Annotated in this window: 25 protein-coding genes and 1 pseudogene; 14 read left to right on the top strand and 12 right to left on the bottom strand. The window is 63.3% G+C overall.

What is annotated here, in order from left to right; genetic code table 11:
- Positions 1-32 precede the first annotated feature (32 nt).
- The 5 genes from QA645_RS41340 to QA645_RS41320 form a co-directional block, all read right to left on the bottom strand.
- Positions 33-1,346, bottom strand: coding sequence for a nitrate/sulfonate/bicarbonate ABC transporter ATP-binding protein (locus QA645_RS41340; RefSeq protein ID WP_283046792.1), 1,314 nt, complete (start codon positions 1,344-1,346; stop codon positions 33-35).
- Positions 1,347-1,359: 13 nt separating this feature from the next.
- Positions 1,360-3,093: an ABC transporter permease subunit gene (locus QA645_RS41335; RefSeq protein WP_283046790.1), complete on the bottom strand. Its 1,734-nt coding sequence runs from the start codon at positions 3,091-3,093 to the stop codon at positions 1,360-1,362.
- Positions 3,094-3,148: 55 nt separating this feature from the next.
- Positions 3,149-5,086 carry a carbohydrate porin gene (locus QA645_RS41330; RefSeq protein ID WP_283053598.1) on the bottom strand — a complete coding sequence of 646 codons (1,938 nt, stop codon included), beginning with the start codon at positions 5,084-5,086 and terminating at the stop codon, positions 3,149-3,151.
- Positions 5,087-5,534: 448 nt separating this feature from the next.
- Positions 5,535-5,795: a hypothetical protein gene (locus tag QA645_RS41325; RefSeq protein ID WP_254191482.1), complete on the bottom strand. Its 261-nt coding sequence runs from the start codon at positions 5,793-5,795 to the stop codon at positions 5,535-5,537.
- Between the two features lie 139 nt (positions 5,796-5,934).
- A complete protein-coding gene (locus QA645_RS41320; RefSeq protein WP_283046788.1) occupies positions 5,935-6,741 on the bottom strand; it encodes a creatininase family protein in 807 nt (268 codons plus the stop codon).
- A gap of 140 nt (positions 6,742-6,881) precedes the next feature.
- On the opposite strand from QA645_RS41320, the gene QA645_RS41315 reads away from it, so the two are divergent.
- The 7 genes from QA645_RS41315 to QA645_RS41285 all read left to right on the top strand — a co-directional run bounded on the left by QA645_RS41315 (position 6,882) and on the right by QA645_RS41285 (position 13,190).
- Positions 6,882-7,904, top strand: a complete 1,023-nt coding sequence (locus QA645_RS41315) for an ABC transporter substrate-binding protein (protein WP_283046787.1) — start codon at positions 6,882-6,884, stop codon at positions 7,902-7,904.
- 11 nt (positions 7,905-7,915) lie between these two features.
- Positions 7,916-8,731, top strand: coding sequence for an ABC transporter ATP-binding protein (locus QA645_RS41310; RefSeq protein ID WP_254127944.1), 816 nt, complete (start codon positions 7,916-7,918; stop codon positions 8,729-8,731).
- On the top strand, positions 8,728-9,546 hold the full coding sequence (locus QA645_RS41305; protein ID WP_283046784.1) for an ABC transporter permease: 819 nt from the start codon (positions 8,728-8,730) through the stop codon (positions 9,544-9,546). Before QA645_RS41310 ends, QA645_RS41305 begins: the two co-directional genes overlap by 4 nt.
- On the top strand, positions 9,546-10,535 hold the full coding sequence (locus QA645_RS41300) for a 2-hydroxyacid dehydrogenase (protein ID WP_283046782.1): 990 nt from the start codon (positions 9,546-9,548) through the stop codon (positions 10,533-10,535). The genes QA645_RS41305 and QA645_RS41300 overlap by 1 nt, the downstream gene beginning before the upstream one ends.
- Positions 10,535-11,230 carry an AprI/Inh family metalloprotease inhibitor gene (locus QA645_RS41295; RefSeq protein WP_283046780.1) on the top strand — a complete coding sequence of 232 codons (696 nt, stop codon included), beginning with the start codon at positions 10,535-10,537 and terminating at the stop codon, positions 11,228-11,230. The genes QA645_RS41300 and QA645_RS41295 overlap by 1 nt, the downstream gene beginning before the upstream one ends.
- 147 nt (positions 11,231-11,377) lie before the next feature.
- Positions 11,378-11,776 (top strand): YciI family protein, encoded by a 399-nt coding sequence (locus QA645_RS41290; protein ID WP_254191488.1) that lies wholly within the window; start codon positions 11,378-11,380, stop codon positions 11,774-11,776.
- Positions 11,777-11,909: 133 nt separating this feature from the next.
- The gene (locus tag QA645_RS41285) at positions 11,910-13,190 is read left to right on the top strand and encodes a sigma-70 family RNA polymerase sigma factor (RefSeq protein WP_283046777.1); all 1,281 of its coding nucleotides are present in this window, start codon (positions 11,910-11,912) and stop codon (positions 13,188-13,190) included.
- Here QA645_RS41285 and QA645_RS41280 read toward each other — a convergent pair.
- Positions 13,187-14,668, bottom strand: a complete 1,482-nt coding sequence (locus QA645_RS41280) for a peptidoglycan-binding protein (RefSeq protein WP_283046775.1) — start codon at positions 14,666-14,668, stop codon at positions 13,187-13,189. The two genes, QA645_RS41285 and QA645_RS41280, sit on opposite strands and share 4 nt — an antisense overlap.
- Positions 14,669-14,946: 278 nt before the next feature.
- Between QA645_RS41280 and QA645_RS41275 the strand changes: the two genes are divergently transcribed.
- The gene (locus tag QA645_RS41275; RefSeq protein ID WP_283046773.1) at positions 14,947-15,321 is read left to right on the top strand and encodes a hypothetical protein; all 375 of its coding nucleotides are present in this window, start codon (positions 14,947-14,949) and stop codon (positions 15,319-15,321) included.
- Positions 15,322-15,480: 159 nt separating this feature from the next.
- Complete coding sequence (locus tag QA645_RS41270; protein WP_254127952.1) at positions 15,481-15,786, top strand: glycine zipper domain-containing protein; 306 nt, start codon at positions 15,481-15,483, stop codon at positions 15,784-15,786.
- A gap of 57 nt (positions 15,787-15,843) precedes the next feature.
- On the opposite strand, the gene QA645_RS41265 is transcribed toward QA645_RS41270, so the two are convergent.
- Entirely contained in the window at positions 15,844-16,269 is a 426-nt protein-coding gene (locus QA645_RS41265; RefSeq protein WP_283046769.1) for a Tautomerase enzyme, read from the bottom strand.
- A gap of 160 nt (positions 16,270-16,429) precedes the next feature.
- On the opposite strand from QA645_RS41265, the gene QA645_RS41260 reads away from it, so the two are divergent.
- A complete protein-coding gene (locus tag QA645_RS41260; protein ID WP_283046767.1) occupies positions 16,430-17,011 on the top strand; it encodes a TetR/AcrR family transcriptional regulator in 582 nt (193 codons plus the stop codon).
- A 23-nt stretch (positions 17,012-17,034) separates the two neighbouring features.
- Positions 17,035-17,418, top strand: coding sequence for a VOC family protein (locus QA645_RS41255; protein WP_283046765.1), 384 nt, complete (start codon positions 17,035-17,037; stop codon positions 17,416-17,418).
- Between the two features lie 25 nt (positions 17,419-17,443).
- Here QA645_RS41255 and QA645_RS41250 read toward each other — a convergent pair whose 3' ends face one another.
- From QA645_RS41250 to QA645_RS41230, 5 genes and pseudogenes are all read right to left on the bottom strand, one after another.
- Positions 17,444-18,235 (bottom strand): DUF4239 domain-containing protein, encoded by a 792-nt coding sequence (locus tag QA645_RS41250; protein ID WP_283046763.1) that lies wholly within the window; start codon positions 18,233-18,235, stop codon positions 17,444-17,446.
- Positions 18,236-18,263: 28 nt separating this feature from the next.
- Positions 18,264-18,428: pseudogene (locus tag QA645_RS41245) on the bottom strand (JAB domain-containing protein); the annotation flags it as partial.
- Positions 18,429-18,533: 105 nt separating this feature from the next.
- The gene (locus QA645_RS41240; RefSeq protein ID WP_283046762.1) at positions 18,534-18,764 is read right to left on the bottom strand and encodes a helix-turn-helix domain-containing protein; all 231 of its coding nucleotides are present in this window, start codon (positions 18,762-18,764) and stop codon (positions 18,534-18,536) included.
- Between the two features lie 255 nt (positions 18,765-19,019).
- A complete protein-coding gene (locus tag QA645_RS41235) occupies positions 19,020-19,622 on the bottom strand; it encodes a hypothetical protein (protein WP_283046760.1) in 603 nt (200 codons plus the stop codon).
- Positions 19,623-19,749: 127 nt separating this feature from the next.
- Positions 19,750-20,667: a WYL domain-containing protein gene (locus QA645_RS41230; protein ID WP_283046758.1), complete on the bottom strand. Its 918-nt coding sequence runs from the start codon at positions 20,665-20,667 to the stop codon at positions 19,750-19,752.
- 170 nt (positions 20,668-20,837) lie between these two features.
- Between QA645_RS41230 and QA645_RS41225 the strand changes: the two genes are divergently transcribed.
- The 3 genes from QA645_RS41225 to QA645_RS41215 are packed head-to-tail and all read left to right on the top strand — an operon-like array spanning position 20,838 to position 22,629.
- Positions 20,838-21,530, top strand: coding sequence for a DUF2604 domain-containing protein (locus QA645_RS41225; protein WP_283046756.1), 693 nt, complete (start codon positions 20,838-20,840; stop codon positions 21,528-21,530).
- Positions 21,530-22,120: a putative metal-binding protein gene (locus QA645_RS41220; RefSeq protein WP_283046754.1), complete on the top strand. Its 591-nt coding sequence runs from the start codon at positions 21,530-21,532 to the stop codon at positions 22,118-22,120. Before QA645_RS41225 ends, QA645_RS41220 begins: the two co-directional genes overlap by 1 nt.
- A complete protein-coding gene (locus QA645_RS41215; RefSeq protein ID WP_283046753.1) occupies positions 22,117-22,629 on the top strand; it encodes a Mov34/MPN/PAD-1 family protein in 513 nt (170 codons plus the stop codon). The genes QA645_RS41220 and QA645_RS41215 overlap by 4 nt, the downstream gene beginning before the upstream one ends.
- The last annotated feature ends 1 nt before the right edge of the window (position 22,630 follow it).

Raw genomic sequence — 22,630 nt, 5'->3', positions numbered from 1 at the left:
CCCGGTTCCGACCAAATTGTCGCAGGCGAAGTTCAGGTGCTTTCGCCGGGATTTTCCAGGCTGAACGTCTCCGACTGCTCGTCATAGGCGAACAGCTCGGCATAACGGCCCCAGGACACGACGGTCTTCAGCGTCTCGTCGGCATAATCCTCGGACATGTAGTCTTCGAGCTCGTTGCGGAACCGTGCCGCGGGCGCGGTATGCGAGGGCCGCTCGTCGAGCACGCGACGGATCAATCCCATCACCGGAACGTATGTGACGAGGTGCTCGGCGAACAGCTTCTTGCGCGCGTCGGTCTCGAGATGGGCAAAACGCTTGCCCGCGTCGGTGAGCACGAGGTCGCCTTCGCTCAAATGGGCGAACCGCAACAGTTGTAGCGACTCGCCGAGATGAAGGATCTCGTCGGCCTCGAGCTGAAGCTGGCCGGCGAGCACCGGCAGGTCCGCGTGTCCGTTGTAGGGCGCGCCCGCCAGCGTCTCGATCAGGCCGGACAGCACGTTGGACGATACATGGTGCAGGGTCATGCCGACGCCGGAGCCGGGAATGCCTTCGATCGCGGGCGCCTTGGGCTCCGCACGCTGCGTCATGCGCGCGTAGATGCTGTCGACGAGCTGACGGAAATGCGGATCGAGCCGATTGCGTGGATGTGCCAGCTCGACCTTGATCTCGACGGCGACCCGCCCCGGATTCGACGAGAATACCAGGATGCGATCGCACATCAGGACGGCCTCCTCGATATTGTGTGTCACCATCAGGATCGATTTGATCGGCAGCCGGCCTTCGACCCAGAGATCGATCAGGTCGGTTCTCAGTGTCTCGGCGGTGAGCACGTCGAGCGCCGAGAACGGCTCGTCCATCAGCAGCAGGTCCGGATGCACGACCAGCGCGCGGGCGAAGCCGACACGCTGGCGCATGCCGCCCGACAATTCCTTGGGAAAGGCCGACTCGAATCCGTCGAGGCCGATCAGGTCGATCGCGGCGAGCGCGCGCTTGCGCCGCTCGGCGGCATCGACGCCCAGTGCCTCCAGTCCGAGCTCGACGTTTTGCAGCACCGTCAGCCAGGGAAACAGCGCGAACGACTGGAAGACCATGGCGACGCCGTTCGGCGGTCCCGCGATGATCTCGCCGCGGCAGGTCGCCTGTCCCGTGGACGGTGCGACCAGACCGGCGATGATCCGCAGCAGCGTGGATTTGCCGGAGCCGGAGCGGCCGAGCAAGCCGACGATCTCGCCGGAGCGGATCGTCAGATCGACGTTCTCCAGCACCAGCAACTGCTCGCCGCTGCCCTTCGGAAAGGACCGGCAGACACCGCGGATATCGATGAGCGCAGGGGGTTGATCGAGCATGATGGTCTCCTCGTCAGCCGAGCCGCAGGCGGCGCTCGCCGAAGGCGTAGAGGGGTCGCCAGACCAGACGATTGAACAGCGTCACCAGGATGCACATCGTGGCGATTCCGAGAACGACACGCGGGAAATCACCTGCTTCGGTCGCAGCCGCGATATAGGCGCCGAGCCCGGTGGCGTTCAGATGGGTGTCGCCCCAGCTGGCGACCTCGGCCACGATCGAGGCGTTCCAGGAGCCGCCGGACGCCGTGATCGCGCCGGTGACGTAATAAGGAAAGATGCCCGGCAGGATCACCTTGAACCACCACCGCCATCCGCCGAGATGAAGGCTGCTCGCCGCTTCGCGCAGATCGCTCGGAAAGGCGCTGGCCCCGGCGATGACGTTGAACAGGATGTACCATTGCGTGCCGAGGATCATCAGCGGGCTCAGCCAGATATTCGGATTGAGCTTGAAGCTGACGATGGCGACGACGAAGACCGGAAAGGCGAGATTGGCCGGAAACGCCGCGAGAAACTGAGCCAGCGGTTGGATGCGTTCGGCCAGTTTTGGACGCAAGCCGATCCAGACGCCGATCGGCACCCAGATCAGGGTCGCAAGGCTGATCAGGACGATGACGCGCAGGAAGGTGACCAGCCCGTCGCGGATCGCAACGAGCACATCGCTCAGGCCGAGGCTGGCGGAGAGATAGCGGTAGGTCAGCCACGCGGCGTAGGCCGTGCCTGCGAGGACGACAGCAAGCCAGAGGCCGTCGATCAGCCGCGACGGCGTGTCTCTGCTCCTTGTCGGGGCCCCCAGCTTGGGGAGCGGAATGCGCAAATTCGAGACCGCGCGATTGATGCTGGAGAAGGGCAGCGTCACGGCCCGCAGGGCGCGGGTCCGGCGAAACAGGTCGAGCATCCAGGAGGTGGGTGACTCACCGGACGCCGTCTGTTCGAAACGGAACTTGTCGGCCCAGGCAATGATGGGCCGGAACAGCAATTGGTCATAAGCGATGATGACGAGCAGCATGGCCAGGATGGCGTAGAAGATCGCCGGCAGATCGCGCTGCTGGATCGCCAGCGCGACATAGGATCCGACGCCCGGCAGCGTTACGGTGGTGTTGCCGACGGTGATCGCTTCCGAGGCGACCACGAAAAACCAGCCGCCCGACATCGACATCATCGCGTTCCAGATCAGTCCCGGCATCGCGAAGGGCACGTCGAGACGCCAGAACCGCTGCCAGCCCGACAGATGAAAGCTTTGCGTCGCCTCTTCCAGATCCTTCGGCACGTTGCGCATCGACTGGTACATGCTGAACGTCATGTTCCAGGCCTGGCTCGTGAAAATCGCAAACACCGAAGCCAGTTCGGCACCGAGCACCTGGCTCGGAAACAGATTCATGAAGAAGACGACGGTGAAGGTCAGGAAGCCCAGGATCGGCACGGACTGGAGGATGTCCAGGACCGGGATCATGACCATCTCCGCGCGCCGGCTCTTGGCGGCGATCGCAGCGTAGACGAAGGTGAAGATGGTCGAGCAAACGATCGCAAGCAGCATTCGCAGGACTGTGCGCAGCGCATAGAGCGGCAGGTTGACCGGATCGAGCGAGACCGGCGAGCGCTCCAGCTCCGACAATGGCGCGACGGTCTGCTCGCCGCCATAGACGATCAGCACCATGGCGCCGATCACGAGGATCAGCGCGACGACATCCCAGACATTGGGGCGCAGCGCCCGGCCGATCGCGACCGTGCGAATATCTCTCGGCTTCATGGGCCTGCCTTTTGGGCAAGAATCCTAGACTAGAATCCTAGACTAGAATTTTGGGCTAGAACTCGGCGTGCAGACGGCCCGAGAAGATCGAGACCGGCCCACGGTCGGCGTTATAGGCCGGGTTTGTGATCAATTGATAGTCCGCGGTCATCGTCACGCCCTTGATCACCGAATAGGCGTAGTAGGCCTCGAGGATGCGTTCGTTGCGGTAGTTGAGCTGGCCGTCGCCGATCAGCAGGCCGGTGCCGCCGGCGGCAAGGAAAGCGCGATGTGCGTCAGACAGGCCGTTGATGGCGCCGCCGATGCCGATTGTGTCATCCGGACGTCCCCAACGGCTGCCCTTGATCGAGAGGCCGCCTGAGACGCTGCGGTCGATATCGGTGAAGGAGAGAATCTGGTTCTGGCCGTCGTTCCAACTCGCCCGCGCGAACAGTCCGACGTCGTTGACGACCTGCTGCTCGAGATTGACGTAGAAGCCGTACTTCGAACGGGTGCGCTGGTTCGCGGTCGCGATGTCGTTGATGTCGAGTGCGGGGTTGGCGGCGGCCTGTGCGACGACATCGTTGTAGTTCGCGGTGTTGCCGCTGTTGGCGAAGACGCCGACGCGCAGTTTGCCGGGCTGCTCGAGGAGCGTGTGACGCTCTTCGAACTCGACCACGCTGCCGCCGGTCTTGAAGGTCAGCACGTCGCTGTTCGGCGCGGACGGCACCTGGAACAGGCCGGCGCGGATCGCCCAGTCCTTGCGGTTGAGCTCGACCACGGCGCCGCGGGTATAGCCGGGCAGGTCGGCCGGGAAGTCATAGGCGCCCGACGACCACATCGCCCAGTTCATGAAATCGGCGCGCGGGTCTTTTGCATAGGAGTTGCCGTCGAAGAAATCGCCGACGGCGAAACGGCCGACGATCAGCGTGACGCGGTCGATATCGCGCTTGCCCGCGAGCTGGTTCGGTGCGTCCTCGACTGCTTCCTGCTCACCGCCGAGTCCGAACGTCTGCTTGAAGTAATAGCGCTGCGCGCGGATTTTTGGGAACGGCGCGCCGGCCTTCTGGGCTTCGCCGTTGGAAAAGCCGGCGAGGCCGAGCGTGCCGTTGAGGCCGAAGCCCTGCGCGAGCTCCGGATTGAAATAGAATTCGCCGCCGTCCCACAGCCGCGCGCCCAGAAACGCCGTCGTCGTCCACGTCGCCTGGAACTGGCCGCCGCCGGGCAGGCTCTGCGGGCTCGCATAGGGCGAATGGATCGGGCCATAGCCTTGCGGCAGCACGGTGGTCTGGGCGTGGACGTTCCAGTCGTCGGATTCAGGCAGCTTGGTCTTGCCGCCGACCACCGGCATCCACGGCGTGTCGCCGAACTGGTAGTTCAGGCCGAGCTTGAACAGATGAATGCGCGGATCGACGTTGACGCTGCCGAGGCCAAAGCCGCTGAGATCGTAGGTCTTGCGGGAGAGGTCGACATATTCGTATTCGGCCTTCGCAGTCCAATTGCCGCTGACCGCGTATTCGAGACCGAGTCCCGCAGTCCATCCGGCCTGGTAGTGGCCGACCGGGAAGAGCGGCGAGACACCATCGGCATCGTTGACGTTGATATGCGTGTGCCCCCACGCGACGCCGCCGGTGACGTAAGGCATGAACCGGTCGAAGGCATAGCCGACGCGGCCGCGCACCGTGCCGATGTAGTCGATCGTGGTGTTGAAGGGCACCGGCGAACGCGCGAGTGCCGGGCCGTCGGTCGGACCCGTGAACGTTGCGTCGGCTTCGATGCCGAGCACGACGCGATTTGCGAGTTGTCGGTTGTAGCCAAGTTGATAGCCGCCGCTGAGCCCGATTGCGCTGTGGGGCAGGACGACGCCTTGCTCGGGCAACGGATTGGTGCCGGGTCCGAAGCTCGCGTCACCGTAGCCGAAATGGCCGCCGACATAGAAGCCGGTCCACTCGTAAACGGTTTTCGCGGCGCGCGCCTTCAGCGGCAGGTCGGCGGCGAAGCCGGCACCCGGCAGCACGAGCACGCCCGAGGCAAGCGCCGTGGCTGCCCGCAGATACCTGTAACGGTGACCTCTCAACGTCAAAACTACGCCCCCAGACGCGACTGTGCCCAACCGCTCCCGACATCCCTGCCGATTCGCGGTGCTCCTGTCATCAGGGGCTTGGCTGTTCGCGCGATCGGACGAGACGAGCTCGTTTCGACGCGTTTCACCCCAAGATCTTGCCAAGTCCCTGCGCTTGTTGCGAACCTTATTGCTAATAATTCGCAATAGCAACTAGTCCGGAATGTCGCAGGCGATGGTTCGCACCGTTATGTGACGGGACTGCAACAACTTCCCGATGCGGAAAAAGGATGACCCCGCCCGGGGGGACAGCCGGGCGGGGTCGGGGGCACGACACGGGGTGGATGAGGCGCCCGTGTCGGACGCAGGATCCACGTGAGATCGGCCTCAGAGCCTCAAATCAGTAGCAAGTGCGAACGCTGCCGACGTACTGGCCGAAAGCGTTGTAACGGGGGGACCAGCCGCAGCGGTGATAGCCGTAATAGGGGTCGCTGCTGGCGGCGATCGCGGTGCCGACGACGGCGGCGGTCGCGATGCCCAGGCCGACACCGACGCCCCAGCCGAGCGGCTTGGCCTGAGCGGTCGACGTGGTGGACGCGACGCCAGCAGTGACGGTGAGAGCGGCGAGAGCGACGGCGGCAATCTTGGTCTTGATCGACATGTGAAACTCCATCCGGGTTGAGGCGGTCCGTTGTGGTCCGCGTGTCCAATTGGACGGAGGCTTGCCGAAACCGGTTCGAAAGCGCCTCGGCCGGCCCGGGAAATCGGCTCTTTCCCGAATGATTTCAGTTGGATGCGAGTTAGCCGAGGGGGCCTCTGGCGAGCCTGTTCACGTCGAAGTTATCGACTTCGGTCAGCAACTCGCAAAAGGCGCGCGCGCCCTGGTCGATGAGCTGCTCGCCCTTCTCGGTCACGGCCAGCGTCGCATTGCCGACGGCGCCGCTGGCGTTGAGATCCTGCGCCTGCCAGGCAAAGGGCGCGGGCCGCTGCGTCGAGAGCCAGCGGTATTGTTTTTCCATCGCGATGCTGCTCGCCGGAAAATCCGCGATCGCATCGGCGCGCACCTGATCGGGATAGCGCGCCAGCATGATCGAGGTCTCGACCGCGCCGCCATGGATGCCGTGGCGCACTTCATCGGCGGGGAACAGTTTTTCCGCGCCCGACAGGCGCGACCACGATGTCGTCACCGCGAACATTCTTTGATGCGCGCGAAGGTCCTGCGCCACCAGCATCATCGCCGCGCTGTTGCCGCCATGGCTGGTGATGATGACGAGCTTTTTCACGCCGCGTCGTGCGATGTCCTCGCCGATTGCGGTCCATCGCTTCAACGCCGTTTCGGTCGGCAGCGTCTGCGTGCCCGGGTAGTCGATATGCTCGGTGGAGATGCCGATCCGTTCAACGGGCAGGAATGTGACCGGCATCGTCTCAGGCAAAAGCTCGCGGATGCGCGCGAGATAGGCGTCCGCGATCAGCACGTCGGTCTCGAGCGGCAGATGCGGGCCGTGCTGCTCGGTCGCCGCCAGTGGCAGCACCGCGATCCAGCGCGCAACATCCGCAGGAGCGGCATCGGCCCAGCGGATCGCGGTCCAGTCGCGGGAAGGCGTCATCAAGGTTTCTTTGCCCGAATTTGTCACGTAGTTTGGTGTTATGGAGGGGACGCGGGCCTGGCCGGCTCGCGTCCCCGAATGTCTTGCGGTTTTATCGCGTTGTTTTCACATCGGCCAGACACGATCGACGGAGTGCATTGATGAGCCCTTCCCATCTGCGGCGAGCGTTAACGGCAGGCTTGCTGGCCACGGTCGTGTCGATCCTGCCGGCGCGCAGCGAGACCCTGGACAAGGTCACCTTCGGCACCAACTGGGTCGCCGAGGCCGAGCATGGCGGCTTCTTCCAGGCGGTCGCCGACGGCACCTACAAGAAATACGGCCTCGACGTCACCATCGTTCCCGGCGGTCCGAACGAGAACAACCGGATGCTGCTGATCGCCGGCAAGATCGATTTCTTCATGGCCGCGAACACGCTGATGTCGTTCGATGCGGTCGCTAACAACGTTCCCGTGGTGACCATCGCGGCGGTCTTCCAGAAAGACCCGCAGGTGATGCTGACGCAGCCGGATGCGAAGGTCACCAAGATCGAGGAGCTCAAGCCGCTGACGCTGTTCGTCTCCAAGGAAGGCATGACCAGCTACTTCCAGTGGCTGAAGTCCGAATACGGCTTCAGCGAGAAGAACGTCCGTCCCTATAATTTCAATCCGCAGCCCTTCATCGCCAACCCCAAGAGCGCGATGCAGGGCTACGTCACCTCCGAGCCCTTCGCGGTCGAGAAGGCTGCCGGCTTCAAGCCCAATGTCATCCTGCTCGCCGATGCCGGCTTCAACACCTATTCGACCCTGATCGAGACCCGCCGCGACCTGGTCGAGAAGAAGGCCGACCTGGTGCAGCGTTTCGTCGATGCCTCGATGATCGGCTGGTACAACTACATCTACCGCGACAATTCCGCCGGCAATGCCATGATCAAGCAGCTCAATCCGGAGATGACCGACGAGCTGCTCGCTTATTCCGTCGCCAAGATGAAGGAATACGGCATCGTCGATTCCGGCGACTCCTTGAAGAACGGCATCGGCGCCATGAGCGACGATCGCTACACCTCCTTCTTCAACAAGATGGTGAAGGCCGGCGTCGTGAAGGGCGATCTCGACTTCCGCAAATCCTACACGCTGCGCTTCGTCAATAAGGGCGTCGGTGTCGAGCTGCGCCCCGCCAAGCCGTAACGACAGCGTTGATGTCCGACGCCAAAACTTCGCCCACGGTCGAGGCCAGCCTGACGGCGCTTGCCGTCAGCCTGCGCGGCGTGACGAAGACCTATGACAATGGCGTCATGGCGCTGGGTCCGTTCGATCTCGCGGTGCGCAAGGGCGAGTTCATCTCGCTGCTCGGGCCATCCGGCTGCGGCAAGTCGACGGCGCTGAGGCTGATTGCCGGGCTCAGCGCGGCGTCATCGGGCACAGTGCGGATGTCGCGTCATGACGGCCCGGCGCAGATCGGCCACGGCATCGGCTTCGTGTTCCAGGAGCCGACCCTGATGCCTTGGGCCAGTGTGCGCGAGAATGTGCGGCTGCCCTTGAAGCTCGGCGGCGCCCCGAAAGCCGAAGCGCGGGCGCGGGTCGACGAAGCGCTCGCCAGCGTCGGTCTTGCCGATTTCGCCGATGCCTTTCCGCGCGAATTGTCCGGCGGCATGAAGATGCGGGTGTCGCTGGCGCGCGCGCTCGTCACCGATCCGGATATCCTGCTGATGGATGAGCCGTTCGCGGCGCTCGATGAGATCACGCGATTCCGCCTCAACAACGATCTGCTCGCGCTGTGGCGCAGCCTTGGCAAGACCGTCATCTTCGTCACGCATTCGGTATTCGAATCCGTCTATCTGTCGCAGCGCGTCGTGGTCATGACGGCGCGACCCGGCCGTATCCAGGCCGACATCCGCATCGAGACCGTCGAGCCGCGCGGGGAGGAGTTTCGCACCTCGGCGGCTTATTCCGATTATTGCCGGCGCGTGTCGGCCGCGCTGGCGCCGTCCTATTCGGGACAGTCGATGCTATGAACGCGCAAGCCCCCGTCACCGCAAAGCCGTCGGCTGCGCAAAGCGCGGTGCGCTTCGTGCTGCCCGTCATCGTGTTCGCGGCCGGCCTTGCCGCCTGGGAGCTCGTCGTCCGCCTCCGGGAGATCCCGCCTTACGTGCTGCCGGCGCCGTCGGCGATTTTCCTGACGCTGATCAAGGACTGGGCGGTGCTGTCACAATCGCTCGCGACCACGCTGCTGACGACGCTGGAGGGGTTTGTCGCGGCCAGCATCGGCGGCATCGCGCTGGCACTGCTGTTCAACCAGTCGAAATGGGTGGAATATTCGCTGTTCCCCTATGCAATCGTGCTCCAGGTGACGCCGGTGATCGCGATCGCGCCGCTCTTGCTGATCTATCTGGAACAGCAGACCGCGGTCGTCGTCTGTGCCTTCATCGTCGCCTTTTTTCCGGTGCTGTCCAACACCACGCTCGGGCTGAATTCGGTCGACCGCAACCTTGCCGGCCTGTTCCAGCTCTATGGCGCATCAAAGCCGCAAACTCTGCGCTTCCTGAAACTGCCTGCAGCGCTGCCCTATATTTTGGGCGGCCTGCGCATTGCCGGCGGCCTGTCGCTGATCGGCGCGGTCGTGGCCGAGATCGCGGCCGGAACGGCGGGCGCCGGCTCGGGCCTCGCCTACAGAATCGCCGAATCCGGCTATCGATTGAACATACCCCGCATGTTCGCAGCGCTGCTTCTGCTGTCGCTTGCCGGGATTGTCATCTATGGGGTGCTGGCGCTAATTTCCCACCTCGTTTTACGGCGCTGGCATGAGAGCGCGCTTGGAAAGGAAAACTGATGTCTACCGGTTCGATTTCGTCCGACAAGATCGACCTTCTGATTTATGGGCCGGTGCGGCCGATCCTCGAGAACGGGTTTTCCGATCATTTCGTCGTGCACAAGGCCGAGACGCGCGGCGACCTCGAGCGGCTGACGCCGGCGGTCCGCGACAAGATCCGCGGCGTCGCGGTGACCTATCACACCGTCCGCGCCGACAAGGATTCGCTGTCGCAATTGCCCAAGATCGAGATGGTGGCGAGCTTCGGCGTCGGTTACGACCACATCGACGCCAAATACGCGGCCGAGCACAACATCATCGTTACCAACACACCCGACGTGCTGACCGAGGAGGTCGCCGACGTCGCGATGGGCCTGCTGATTTCGACCGTGCGCGAATTCATCAAGGCCGACCGCTACGTTCGCTCCGGCCTCTGGCAGACCCAGAACTATCCGCTCAGCGTCGGCTCGCTGCGTGACCGCAAGGTCGGCATCGTCGGCATGGGCCGCATCGGCCAGGCCATCGCGCGCCGGCTCGATGCGTCGTTGGTGCCGGTGGTCTATCACTCGCGCAACCCGTCCAAGGACGTCTCTTACAAGCACTATCCCGACCTGATCGAGATGGCGAAGGCGGTCGACACGCTGATGGTGATCGTGCCGGGCGGCGCCTCGACCAACAAGATGATCAATGCCGAGGTGCTCAAGGCGCTCGGCCCGCGCGGCGTGCTGGTCAACGTTGCGCGCGGCTCCGTGGTCGACGAGCAGGCGCTGGTCCAGGCGCTGAAATCAGGCACCATCCTCGCCGCCGGTCTCGACGTGTTCGTGGCCGAGCCCAATGTGCCGGACGAGCTCAAGACCATGCAGAACGTGGTGCTGTTGCCGCATATCGGCTCGGCCTCCGTGGTGACGCGCAATGCCATGGACCAGCTCGTTGTCGACAACCTCAAATCCTGGTTCGCCGGCAAGGCGCCGCTGACGCCGGTTGCCGAAACGCCGTTCAAGGGGCGCTGATGACCGCTCTTCGGGTCGTTGCTTTGCTGATCGCGGCCTGCGTCGCCGCGATCGGTGCCGCGCATGCGCAGGATGCGACGACCCTGAAGAAGGAGATGATCGGGCAGTGGGAGCTCTCGACCACCGAGCGCAGCAAGACCTGCGTTGTCACGATCAAGGGCGATCCGGTGGCGCAGGGCTTCAAGCTGGAGCTGGAGCCGGCGTGCAAGACGGCGCTGCCCTTCACCAAGGACATCGTCGCCTGGAGCATCAAGGGTCTCGGAGACATTGTTCGTTTGCAGGATGCGACCGGTGAGTCCGTGATCGACTTCACGGAGGTCGAGGCCGGCATCTTCGAGGGCCTGCGGCAGGGCGAGGGCGTCTACATTCTGCAGGACCTCGCCGCCGCGCGCTCGATGGCCAAGTCGATGGACCAGATGATCGGCGACTGGGCCATGGTGCGCGGCAACGGCCAGCCGATCTGCGGATTGACGCTGACCAATACGGAAGCCGATCAGGACAATTTCCAGGTCTTCCTCAAGCCGAAATGCGACGCGGCGATCGCCCAGTTCAACCCGACGCAATGGCGGCTGGAGCGCGGCCAGATCATCCTGATGTCGAAATCCGGTGAGGTCTGGCAGTTCGAGGCCGACGACAATGCCCAATGGCGTCGGGTTCCCGATACGGCCGATCCCCTGATCATGCTGCGCCAATAGGCGCCCGTCCGTTCCTGTCTTTCTGCCTGGCAATTTTTCCTGCGCCCATGTCGATCCGGCCCCGGCCGGATCGTCATCCCAATAGCGAGCTGATCGCGCAGCCGAACCGGCCGCGTCTCGCCTCAACAGGAGTTTTGCATGCGCTTTATGTACATCGTCACCTCCAGCCAGCCGATGAGGGGCCCGTCTCCGGCGCTGATGGAGGCCATGCAGAAGATTTCCGAGCGGGAAATCAAGGCGGGCCGGATGATCGACAATGGCGGCCTGATGCCGCTTGCGACGGGCGCGCGGGTGCGGATCGTCGACGGCGAGCTCAGCGTCATCGACGGCCCCTTCATCGAGGCCAAGGAAGTGGTCGGCGGCTACGCCATTTTCGAGCTGCGCGACAAGGCCGAAGCCCTGGCCATGGCCAAGGAGTTCATGCAGCTGCACCTCGATCACATGCCGGGCTGGGATGGCACCTGCGAATTGCGGGCCTTCGCCACGCCGGGGGTGGATGGGGCCTGCGAGGTTGATGCGAAGTCGGGCGTAGCCGCTCACGCCTGATGACGAGCATCGCGCGTTCCATAGCGTTTTCGAGCGAAGTGGGGACCGGTTCGCGCAAAGAAAACGCGTCAAAACAAGAAACCAGAGCCCCGTTCCGACCCAGTCGGAACGGAAAAGGCTCTGGTCGGCGGCGATGACGGCCGCCGATATTGATCAAGCCATCCGCGCCGCGATTCACGCAACTTGGCGCGTCGTGCAGCCGCGGCTGATCGCGACGCTGTCGCGGATGCTGCGCGACGTGCCGCTTGCGGAAGAGCTGACCCAGGACGCGCTGGTTGCGGCGCTGGAAGCCTGGCCGGCTATCGGCGTGCCCGACAATCCCGGCGCCTGGCTCATGACGACCGCAAAGCGACGCGCGCTCGATCACTTGCGCCGTGGCAAGATGCTTGGCGAGAAGCACGACATGCTGGCGCGCGACATGTTGCAGGAGCAGGAGATCGTGCCCGATTTCGACGCCGCGCTCGACGATGATATCGGGGATGAATTGTTGCGGCTGGTGTTCACCGCCTGTCATCCGATCCTGTCGCGCGAGGCACGCGCGGCGCTGGCGCTGCGGATGATCTGCGGGCTCACCACCTCCGAGATCGCCCGCGCCTATCTGGTGCCAGAGGCCACCATCTCCCAGCGCATCGTCCGTGCCAAACGCACGCTGTCGAATTCCGGCCTCGCCTACGAGACGCCGGCCGGCGACGCTCTGTCGGAGCGTCTCGCCTCGGTGCTGGAGGTCGTCTACCTCATCTTCAACGAGGGCTATCTCGCGGCGCGGGGCGACGAATGGTTGCGGCCGCAGCTCTGCGACGAGGCGCTGCGCATGGGCCGCGTGCTCGCCGGCCTTGCCCCGGACGAGCCCGAGGTGCACGGCCTCGTCGCCCTGATGGATTTGAATGCCGCGCGGGCGCGCGCTCGGACCGATGCAAGCGGCGACCCCATTCTGCTGATGGACCAGGATCGTTCGCTGTGGGATCGCTCGCAGATCCGTCGTGGCCTGCGGTCGCTCGAACGGGCCCGCGAACTCGGCGGTGCGGGACGGTTTTATGCGCTTCAGGCCGCGATTGCGGCGTGTCACGCCATGGCGGAAACGGCTGCAGATACCGACTGGCGGCGCATCGCGCAGCTTTACGCCGAGCTGGCGTTTCTGGTGCGCTCACCGATCATCGAGCTCAATCGCGCGGTCGCGGTCGGCATGGCCGAGGGACCGCAGGCCGGGCTCGACGTGCTGGACGGGATCGCCGGCGCACCGGCGCTGTCGGCCTATCATCATCTGCCGGCGGTTCGTGGTGATTTCCTGCAGAAGCTCGGACGGCGCGCAGAGGCGCGGCAGGCCTTCGCGGCCGCCGCGCATCTTGCGACCAATGCACGTGAACGCGCGCTGATGGAGCGCCGCGCCGCGGCGCTCGCAGGCGAGCAGCTTTAGGTCGTCGGCTTGGGCGGTGGCGCAGTGCCTTGCGCCCATTTCTCCATCTTGCCGAGCACGCCCCAGGCCGTCAGTGCCAGCGAGATGGGAAGCGCGAATTGGCTCAGGCCCGGCACCGCCGACGCAATCGTCCCGAACAATCCGGCCAGGCCTCCTGCATTGGGGCTCGCCGTCACGGCGGAGAGCAGCGCGGTAATGAGCGAGCCGCCAATTCCGAGCGCCGTCTTCTTGCCATCCAGCATTTTGCCGATGGTTTGGCCGAGCGCGCCATTGACCTGTCCGAGCACAGGCTTGTTGCTGAGCAAGGCGCTGAGCAGATCGACCACCTGTTTGAACTGATCGGTCGGAGCGGGATTTGTCGTCGCCGGCGTGCCGGGAGCGGTCTTGGTGATGAGAGAGAGGAGCTGTCCAAGCACATTGACCGTCGGGCTGGCCGCGGGAGTCGTGCTCACTGGCGTTGTTGCTCCCGGCTGCAAGGCCTGCGTGAGGTTCTGCAACTGGTTCAGGATCTGGGAGAGCTGGTTGGACGACCCTGCAGGCACTGTCCCTATCGGCGGGATCGCGATCGGCGTTGCACCGGTCGGGGTCGCTCCCGGCTGCAGAAGCTGTGCAAGGTTTTCCAGCCGCCCCAGAACCTGGGAGAGATCGATATTTGCTGTCCGGACCGGTTGCAGGCCGGCGCGCGTGATGGCGGCGATCGTGGTCCCGTCGAGCAGGCCGGTATCCTCGAGGGCGTGCTGTTGCTGGAATTGCGAGACCGCCGCCTTGGTCTTCGGTCCGCTGATGCCGTCTTCGTCGAGCGGTGGATTGGCGCCGAGCCTGTTGAGCGTCTGCTGCATCAGCAGCACCGACGACGCCACGTCCTCGTCCGGCTCGGAACGGGGGGCAATGGACGGGCTGTTGTCGATGGTGATCGAGGAATCCTGTGACATCATCGCATGCAGGACCACCGCGGTGCCGAGCTGCGTATCGACATGGCTCGGGTCGAAGACGTGGTCCGCGACGAACTTGCCGGCATTTGCCTCGGTTGGTCCGTAGAGGGTCGAGCCGCCGTAGAGATAGGGCGAGTTGACGCCCTTGGCGTGATAGCCGAGACCGTTGAAGCATTCGAGCCGGTACAGCGTACGCGCGATGCACCAGTCCTGCGTGCCGACGAAGTGCTGGATCCGCAGCGCGTCCACGGCGCCGTCGACGAACGAGGCGAACGGGCCGCGGCCTTTCGGAACGAGGCACGTCACGCGCTTCAGCGTTTCGCCGTTGCCGAGATAGGTGTCGAAATCGAAATTGGATTCGCGATAATGGCAGAGCGCGATGAAGTACCAGGGCACACCGGTCAGCCGCTCGATCTGCTGATAGGTCGCCTTGCCGTTGATGGCCTTGCGTGCCGTCGCGTTGGCCTCGCCAAGGCGTGCGGGCCGGATCTGGAGATTGGCCCAGTTCCTCTCATACCCGCTTTTCAGACTCTCGTATGACACCATCTCCCGCTCCCGCGAATTGTTAAAATAATCAGGTCGTTGTGCAATCAGGCGTGAGCCGCATGCCACTAGCCGGCAGGCACGGGCTCTGGGTGTGGTTCGGCAAATGTGGCAGGCCATCGCCGGAGCGCATGTGAAATGGCTTACACGTGCAGCGCGAAAGGTTGCGGTCAAAGGACGCAACGACGTACGCGCGAGCGCGGCGGCGCCACACGCAATCCGGGAACTTGCCGGGTGGCCGTCCGTTAGCAACAGAGACGGTCTGATCGAGGAATCCTGCGATGGCCAAGCGCGTTCTCGCGATCGGCATCGAACCCGGCAGTGCGGACTACAGCGCGTTTCCGCAGCTCACGCCGGCGATGGTCCGCAACCATATCGAAGCGCAGCTCTTGCGCCTGCGCGGTCTCGGCTACGAGGTCACGAGCTGCTTGATCGATCTCGACGAGGCGGCGGAAGCGGCAGTCACGGTGGCGCTGCGCGACGAGCGCTTCGATTGCATCGTCATCGGCGCCGGCCTGCGCGAGCCGAAGGAACGGCTGCTGCTGTTCGAGAAGGTGCTCAATCTCGTCCACCGCCTGGCGCCGCAGGCCGCGATCTGCTTCAACACGACGCCTGCCGACACAATGGAAGCCGTGCAGCGCTGGGTCGCGCCGTAGCCGCGGCAAGCACACCTTCGATTTGAGGCTTCCGCTGGTTGTCGCGACAGGCTGGCCCCGTGACGTAAAGGGCGGAAACAAGCCGGATTCACGCGATTATTCTGGCCCGGGATCGTCCCAAACGCTATGACTGGCCGCATCAGATGGGAGGATTCGGGAATGCTTCGACGTCTTGGAATTGCAGCATGTTTCGCGGTCGCGATGGCCATCCCGGTCCATGACGCGGTGGCGCAGGACGCTATCGGCGGCGCCATCCTCGGCGGCGTCGGCGGGGCGATCGTGGGCGGTGCGCTTGGTGGCGGCCGTGGCGCCGCCATCGGTGCGGTCGTCGGCGCCGGCACGGGGGCTGCGATCGCCTCCGAAGGCGAGCGTCGCCGGTCCGGCTATTACGCCTATCAGCGCGGCTGCTACATGCAGCGCCCGGATGGCCGCTACGTCCCGGTCGATCCGAGATATTGCTACTGAGCGGACAGCGCCGGCGTCGTCTCGCACGCGCCGGCGCTGCCGTGTCTGACCCTGTCGCTAGGCAGCGTTAGCCCGGCTGACGGCGTCGCCAAGCTCGGCATTGGTGTAGGCCTTGCCGCCGATGCCCCACAGGCCGTCCACCGCATAGACCATGTTGACGAAAATCCGCTCCCGCGGATGACGGCCTTCCGCGGCCTTGAACGCGATGTCGGTGGCGTCTGCGATGAAGCCCGCCTTTTGCTCCGGGCTCGCCAGTGCGAAGGACGGGACCTTCAATTCGACCACGACGATGTCGTTCGACGTGCCGCCGGCGAACGACCGGCCTTTCGGGATCGTACTGATCTCGCCGATCACGTTCGGCGTGATGAAGGCATTGCCGGCGAGATCATGGTGCCTGAGAAACGAGGCGGTCAGCTCGGCGAACATGGTTTTCTCGGCGGCTGCACTGAAGATGCCATCCGTGGCGACGACGGTGATCGGCATGACCAAAACTCCCTTCGTGGTGTGAGCGCCACGAACGCCGGCTGCGATCGCGGCTTGCGACAATATTGCGATCGTTATATAACGATCGTGACTGCATTCGCACGACGAGGGCGGTGCCGTCAACGTTAAAATAACGATCGTTATATGACGAGGTGCGCTGGTGCGATACAAGTCCGGACACAAGGAAGAAGCCCGCGCACGCATGGTGGCGGCCGCCGGCCGCGGCTTTCGCCGCCAGGGTTTTGGCGGCATCGGTGTCGACGGCCTTGCCAAGGAGGCCGAGGTCACCTCCGGCGCGTTCTACGGGCACTTCTCGTCCAAGGGCGAGGCGTTCAAGGCTGCGCTGGTGGCGGGCCTCGAAGAGCTGCGCCAGGGTGTCGAAGCCCTGCGGGCCGAGCACGGCGCCAAATGGGTCGCGGCATTCGTCGATTTCTATCTCGGCCAAAAGCGGGTCTGCGAGCTCGGTTCGAGCTGCGCCTTGCAGAGCCTGACGTCGGAGGTGCAGCGCGCAGACGTCGGGATCAAGACGGTGTTCGAGGCGGAGATCGAGGGCGTCGTGAACGCGGTGGCCGACGGCTTGCCCGGCCGATCATCCAAGGACAGACGCGCGCGCGCCTGGGCGCTGCTCTCGATCCTGTCCGGCGGTGTCACGATGGCAAGGGCGGTCGCCGACAAGGATGTCAGCGCGGCCATTGCCTCGGCGTGCCGCGCGGCTGCGCTCAAAGCCTGTGCCGAAACCTGATCGACCGAAGGGGAGAGCCGCAGATGCAGATGTCGAATTATCTCTTCTTCACAACCCAGTGCGAGCCGGCGCTCGCGTTCTATACCGCCTGCGGTCTCGGCGAGGTGACCGAGATCAAGCGCCACGGCGCAGCCGGGCCGATGCAGGGCAAGATCATGCACGCGAAATTCGAGGGACCGGGCATCCAGTTCTATGCATCCGACAATGACGATGCCGAGCCGATGCGCGGCTCGGCGCACCACCTGATGTTGGACGACGCGCAGGCGACGACGGATCTGTTCGCGCGTCTCGCAGAAGGCGGCACCATCACCACACCGCTCGGAATCCAGCCCTGGGGCTACTACGGCAAGCTCACCGATCGCTTCGGTGTGCAATGGATGCTGAACTGCACGCTGGCGCCCGAGTAGCGCGAGAGCCTGGCCGCCGGCTTGATCAATTTCGTCCGGTCGACGCCTCCGGCATGATCTGGCGCAGCGGCTCCGGCGAGATCGAGATCTGGCCGGTGAACGGACGATCATGCGCCGCGATCAGGAGCACCGAGGTAGCGACGCCGGTCGCGAACAGCGCAATCGCGATCGCCGATCCCAGTCGGTTGTCGCAATGAACGAAGCCGATCACCAGCAACTCGCACAGGGCCTGGAGATACAGGCACCACCATTTCACCGCGTTGACCGAGGCCAGGCTGACGATGATCCGCTGCCGCCGCGCATCCAGCGCCTGCTCCAGCGCGCCGACGATCTCGTGCTGCGCCGTCGACTGACCCGTGCCCTGTGGCGTCATCGCGATGACAAGCTGCAAGGCCTCGGCAAGCGGAGGCGGCGTTGCCTTCAGCGAAGCCTCCTGATGCGCCATCATCGGCCATTCCACGGTGACGGCCTGATTGACATAGTCACGCACCAGTCCGCTGAGCTTTGCTTCCTGCTCCGCCGGCAGGCCGGCGGCGAGCAGAACGACGCTGCGCAGTGCGCTGGCCTCGCGGCTCACCGCCGCGCCGGCGCGGTCGCTGTCACCCCAGACCTGCGCCGCAGTGAAGGCGACGAACAGGCCGAAGATGATGCCGAGCACGGGCAGCATGCCGGGCGAGATCGCCTTCAGCGCCTTCGCCCGCTCCTCCGTCGCCACCAGCGCGACGAAGCCGAACACCGCCGCCGCCAGCAGATAGGTGAAGCCGAAGATGACCAGCGCCATCAAGGGCACGGGCAGATTGTGCAGCCAGTCGCTCATATCGTCTCATCGCTAGCGTGAAGGTTTCTCAGATCAGCCGCATCCCGCGCAGGCTGGCATGGCCGTTCTTGCCGACGATGATGTGGTCGTGCACGGCAATCCCGAGCGGCTTGGCGATGTCGATGATCGCCTTGGTCATCTGGATATCAGCCTGCGACGGCGAAGGATCGCCGGAGGGGTGGTTATGCACGACCCCGCTCGCCTGAAGTAATGCATTGAAAATAAATAGCTTTAGAGAAAGTGATTGATTTGCAGAGGTCGGCAATTGGGGGCGGCTTTGTGTGCTCGTGCGGGATTTTCACGCTTCTTCACCTTTATCCACGTCGAGGCCCTTTGAAGCTCGGCAAGTCACAGTATTCCTTTGATCCCATGCTTCAAGTTCATTCATTGGATACAAAACAGCCTTGCCAATCTTGACGAAGGTTGGACCGATCTTCATCGCTCGCCAATTTCGAAGAGTGCCAACTGAAACGCTGCTACGATATCTTTCGGAGACCTCTTCAGCGGTCAGAAATGTTCTGTCGGACATCAATTTCCCCTGAGGTTGCCAACAAACCGATCACGCTTGAGAATGCTGCAGCGCGCCCAATCATGCTCATGCACTGTGTGATGGATCGGCGGCACGTTCGTTGGAAGGGGAGGATTGCGGCAATCGCGAAAATGGATGCCGCCGCGTAGAAAAAGGAATCGTTACTAGTGTGCGCTGGAAGATCGCGACTGGTACGAGATTCATCGCGACGAAAATAGTGGTCGGATGGGCGACGGCCTTACCGCACACCACAGTTCAGTTGTAACCGGCTTGGCTACTCTCTTCTTGTCGAAGCGTCTGAAGCGCGACCTTGTTGGACGTTTCCTTGAAACGACGAGCGAAGGCGGCTCGGCCGGCCTGCTGGTGGAAGGACTCCACCTTCGTTTCCTCCATCAGAAACAGTCGTAGGAAGTGGCGCAGGGTTGCATCGTCGCTCCGGCCGTGGCGGTTCGACAACAGTTCGCGAGCCGCCTCCGATTTGGATTGGGCCGCGAGTAGCCGGGGTGCGAAGACGGGATCGTGGTGTTCCGCGCTACGCGCGATTAGGATTGTTCTGACGCACCAGAGAATTCTCTTCGCTTGCAGTGAGGAGTTAAGTCCTTCGCCAAATCTCGCTAGGAACCATCCGAATTCGCTCGCTCTAGCTATCTCCAACTGATAGTCGGACTTGAAGCGAAAGGACTTCTTGAGCTTCAACAGATATCCTTGCGGATCGAATATCGCCTTCGCCTCGTAAGCGAGGTGGCACGCAAAAAGATCGCCTTCCTTCGCGTCGAGCTTCAGCCGAAGCCACGGGTACAGAAATATCGATGCATGCCCCACCGAAATGTGGCGTGTCTCGTCGTCGAGATTGACCATCAGCAGATCGGTGTCCGATCTCTCTTCATGGTCCGATCTTGCGACGCTCCCAAACAATAAGGTCGCGACTACCGACATGGCCGACTGTCTGCTCGTTTCGAAGGTCGCAGACGTTGTAGAAATTGAATCAACTGACCGATCCCGATGCCTGAGCGCGCGCAAGCGCTTCGATCGCCATCTGGCGGGCGGCAGAACGCGCCTGCATGACTTCGTCTCGGTTTTGTAAGATGATCTGTTGTTTTTTGGGATCAAGGACGCCCGGATCGACGTCCAAATTGTGTTCGCTCATGAGATAGAAGCTCAGACTTAGTCGGCATGGCCGCACCAGACGCCCGTTCGTCATGGCATGCTCGACGGCGACCTGGGCTTGACGCTCGGGCGACAGGCCCGGGTTCGGAACGATCACCAAATTGATCATGTGGATCCACTCGAAATCCAAGGCTGGGTCAACCGGCGACACGCCTTGAACGTCGACATTACTGATCCGGTTCAGTGCATAGTCTCGAAAGTCGTTGTGCTCGCGTGACCAGCATCGCAGGTACCATCGGCCGAAGCTGTGGGCCAGCGCATGGGGAGCGATGGTGCGCGGACGTTCTTCAGATCCAGTCATGGAAGAATAGGCGATGGAGATCTCGAGTCTGTTGCGGACCGCGTCGAGGACGCGCAGCAAGATCGCCGGATCGGTGGGGCGACGCCCCAGGGTCACGACCTCGACTGGCGGGATGGAGTCGAACCAGGTGTCGTCTTGCCGTAGCCATCCGTTCTCGATGGCAACGATCTGCAGAAGATACCGCTCGATCGTTTCGCCGATGAACGCCGGTTTGAAGTCGCCGGCGCGCTTGTAGGCTTTCTCCGTGCGGTCATAAGCCAGATTTTTCGGCGCGATTTTCTCGTATTGGGCGATGTCGGCCGAGGCCTGCTGGGGAGAGATCCCGAAGGTGTCCACCATATCGCTACGATTGAAGCGGCCTAACCAAAACAACCTGAAATCGATGAATTCAAGCCTTCGCTGGACGCCCCATCTTAGTTTCTCACCCTCATCCATCTAAAATACCTCGTAAAAGGCGACGCGTAGAAAAACTATACATCCAGTTACTTGACGCGATACCAACTCCTACCCATATATTATGGACAGAGCCTCAGGTGCGCAAAGCCTCGGGCCTTGGTTAACGCGATTGCCCAAGGTTTGGGCGGGATAACGTAAGAGGCAAAACAATGAGCGACCTGAAGGAAAAGTTTGCGTTCGAAGTCGACGGTGTAGAATACCATAACGAAAACAAAGAGATGAATGGTCGTGAGGTTCGCTCGCATTCGGGGCACAACCCAGCGGCTGACTGGTGCCTGATCCAGATCAACGACGGCTACACGAGCTCGGTCGGTCTCGAGGCTTCGGTGAAGCTCGGCGGTGGAGCCAAGCCGAACTTCCGCGCCATGATGAGCGATCGGGTCTTCGAGTTCACCGTGGAGGATCTCGGCTGGGAGTGGGGCTCTCCGACCATCGCCGAGGCGGACGTGCGCGCCTACGGCAAGATCGCGGACGACCGCGAGATCGTGGTCGATGTGATTGGTCAGCAAGAGATCGTCGTGCCGCGCGGCGGAACGATTGATCTGGCCGGACCGAAGATCGAGCGCATCTACAGCCGCGAGAGCCATCTGCACAACAAGCTGCACGTCATCTTCGTGATCAACGGCGAGCCCACGCCCGTCGAGGGCAAGCCTTCCGAGCAGTTGGTCAAGTTGCTGGAGAAGGCGCTCAAGGAGAGCGAGAACACCGGCCAGCCCGTCGACGCCTGGCAGGTGACCGACGAACCCGGCAACGTCCTGGACGTGTCGAAGACGCTTGCCGAACTCGACATCAAGGACGGGGCGACCCTGCTGGCGAGCCTCAAAGCCGGAGCGGCAGGCTGATGCAGGCCGTCGACAGCGAGGTCAGCCGGCGCAAGTTCGCGCGCGAAGTCGGCCAACTGCGCGAGATCCAGCCCACGCTGATCTCGCGCGGCTGGTGGATCATGTCGGCCGAATTCCCGTACGTTAAAGTCGCCTTCGCGACCGTCGGGATGCGGCCCCGGGTCATTCCATTCGCGGTCAAGGCGGATTTCATCGACTACGACGTCCGGCCTTTGGCGATCACGTTCGTCGACCCTTTCGAGGATCGGGAACTGGCTGCGTCGGAGATGATGACGCATCTTCCGCGGTTGCTGCCGGTCGATCCCGCCATCCCGACGGAGATCGCGGCGCAAATGCCGCCGCAGCGGGTCAACCTTTACCAGCACTATCCGCACATGCCGACGATGCCGGGGTTCCTCTGTCTGCCCGGCACGCGCGCCTATCACGACCATCCCGCCCATTCGGGCGATGCATGGGAGCTTCATCGGAACACCGGCGAGGGACGCCTCTTCGCTCTGCTGGAGACGGTGTGGCGCTACGGCGCCCAGCCGATGAATCAGCTTCAGTTCATGGTCAACATGGTGTTGGGACAGTCGGAGACGCCAGCATGAAGGTCTCCCTGACGGGGGTCACCTCGGTGATGCTGCCGCGTTCCGTAATGACCCGCACCCACGCGCATCTCGCCGCGACGGGCATGCGTGGCCTCGAGGGCATGGCGCTCTGGGCGGGCGTGCAGGAGGGCCATGTCTTCGACGTCCGCGAAGTGATCATTCCCGAACAGCAGGGCATTCGCAGCGACCATGGCCTCGCCGTCATGGTGCCGGGGCCCGAGCTGCAGCGCATCAACCTGTATCTCTACAGATCCAAGCTGCGGCTGTTGGCGCAGATCCACAGCCATCCGACGCACGCCTACCACAGCGAGATGGACGACGAATACGCGATCGCGACGGCGCTCGGCGCATTCTCGCTGGTGGTACCGGACTTCGCGCGCGATCCCTTCTCCATCGCGCGTTGCGCGACCTACCGGCTCACGCCGCGTCCTTGGTGGAAGTCCGGCTCACGTCCAGAATGGAAGTCGGTTGCCGCCGCAGCCGCCATCTTCAACATCGTGGAGGGCTGAC

It is taken from the genome of Bradyrhizobium sp. CIAT3101 (assembly GCF_029714945.1).
Taxonomy (GTDB): domain Bacteria; phylum Pseudomonadota; class Alphaproteobacteria; order Rhizobiales; family Xanthobacteraceae; genus Bradyrhizobium.
The sequence above is the reverse complement of the archived record's forward strand: the minus strand, read 5'-3'. Positions and strand labels throughout refer to the sequence as shown.

Excerpts from the sequence above, each read along its gene's own strand:
- QA645_RS41335 (WP_283046790.1), bottom strand. The coding sequence starts at position 3,093 with ATGAAGCCGAGAGATATTCGCACGGTCGCGATCGGCCGGGCGCTGCGC.
- QA645_RS41255 (WP_283046765.1), top strand. The coding sequence starts at position 17,035 with ATGCAGATGTCGAATTATCTCTTCTTCACAACCCAGTGCGAGCCGGCG.
- QA645_RS41290 (WP_254191488.1), top strand. The coding sequence starts at position 11,378 with ATGTACATCGTCACCTCCAGCCAGCCGATGAGGGGCCCGTCTCCGGCG.
- QA645_RS41280 (WP_283046775.1), bottom strand. The coding sequence starts at position 14,668 with ATGGTGTCATACGAGAGTCTGAAAAGCGGGTATGAGAGGAACTGGGCC.
- QA645_RS41320 (WP_283046788.1), bottom strand. The coding sequence starts at position 6,741 with ATGACGCCTTCCCGCGACTGGACCGCGATCCGCTGGGCCGATGCCGCT.
- QA645_RS41300 (WP_283046782.1), top strand. The coding sequence starts at position 9,546 with ATGTCTACCGGTTCGATTTCGTCCGACAAGATCGACCTTCTGATTTAT.
- QA645_RS41230 (WP_283046758.1), bottom strand. The coding sequence starts at position 20,667 with ATGGATGAGGGTGAGAAACTAAGATGGGGCGTCCAGCGAAGGCTTGAA.
- QA645_RS41265 (WP_283046769.1), bottom strand. The coding sequence starts at position 16,269 with ATGCCGATCACCGTCGTCGCCACGGATGGCATCTTCAGTGCAGCCGCC.
- QA645_RS41285 (WP_283046777.1), top strand. The coding sequence starts at position 11,910 with ATGACGGCCGCCGATATTGATCAAGCCATCCGCGCCGCGATTCACGCA.
- QA645_RS41220 (WP_283046754.1), top strand. The coding sequence starts at position 21,530 with ATGCAGGCCGTCGACAGCGAGGTCAGCCGGCGCAAGTTCGCGCGCGAA.
- QA645_RS41295 (WP_283046780.1), top strand. The coding sequence starts at position 10,535 with ATGACCGCTCTTCGGGTCGTTGCTTTGCTGATCGCGGCCTGCGTCGCC.
- QA645_RS41225 (WP_283046756.1), top strand. The coding sequence starts at position 20,838 with ATGAGCGACCTGAAGGAAAAGTTTGCGTTCGAAGTCGACGGTGTAGAA.
- QA645_RS41305 (WP_283046784.1), top strand. The coding sequence starts at position 8,728 with ATGAACGCGCAAGCCCCCGTCACCGCAAAGCCGTCGGCTGCGCAAAGC.
- QA645_RS41310 (WP_254127944.1), top strand. The coding sequence starts at position 7,916 with ATGTCCGACGCCAAAACTTCGCCCACGGTCGAGGCCAGCCTGACGGCG.
- QA645_RS41340 (WP_283046792.1), bottom strand. The coding sequence starts at position 1,346 with ATGCTCGATCAACCCCCTGCGCTCATCGATATCCGCGGTGTCTGCCGG.
- QA645_RS41240 (WP_283046762.1), bottom strand. The coding sequence starts at position 18,764 with ATGTCCGACAGAACATTTCTGACCGCTGAAGAGGTCTCCGAAAGATAT.
- QA645_RS41235 (WP_283046760.1), bottom strand. The coding sequence starts at position 19,622 with ATGGTCAATCTCGACGACGAGACACGCCACATTTCGGTGGGGCATGCA.
- QA645_RS41270 (WP_254127952.1), top strand. The coding sequence starts at position 15,481 with ATGCTTCGACGTCTTGGAATTGCAGCATGTTTCGCGGTCGCGATGGCC.
- QA645_RS41275 (WP_283046773.1), top strand. The coding sequence starts at position 14,947 with ATGGCCAAGCGCGTTCTCGCGATCGGCATCGAACCCGGCAGTGCGGAC.
- QA645_RS41215 (WP_283046753.1), top strand. The coding sequence starts at position 22,117 with ATGAAGGTCTCCCTGACGGGGGTCACCTCGGTGATGCTGCCGCGTTCC.
- QA645_RS41250 (WP_283046763.1), bottom strand. The coding sequence starts at position 18,235 with ATGAGCGACTGGCTGCACAATCTGCCCGTGCCCTTGATGGCGCTGGTC.
- QA645_RS41325 (WP_254191482.1), bottom strand. The coding sequence starts at position 5,795 with ATGTCGATCAAGACCAAGATTGCCGCCGTCGCTCTCGCCGCTCTCACC.
- QA645_RS41315 (WP_283046787.1), top strand. The coding sequence starts at position 6,882 with ATGAGCCCTTCCCATCTGCGGCGAGCGTTAACGGCAGGCTTGCTGGCC.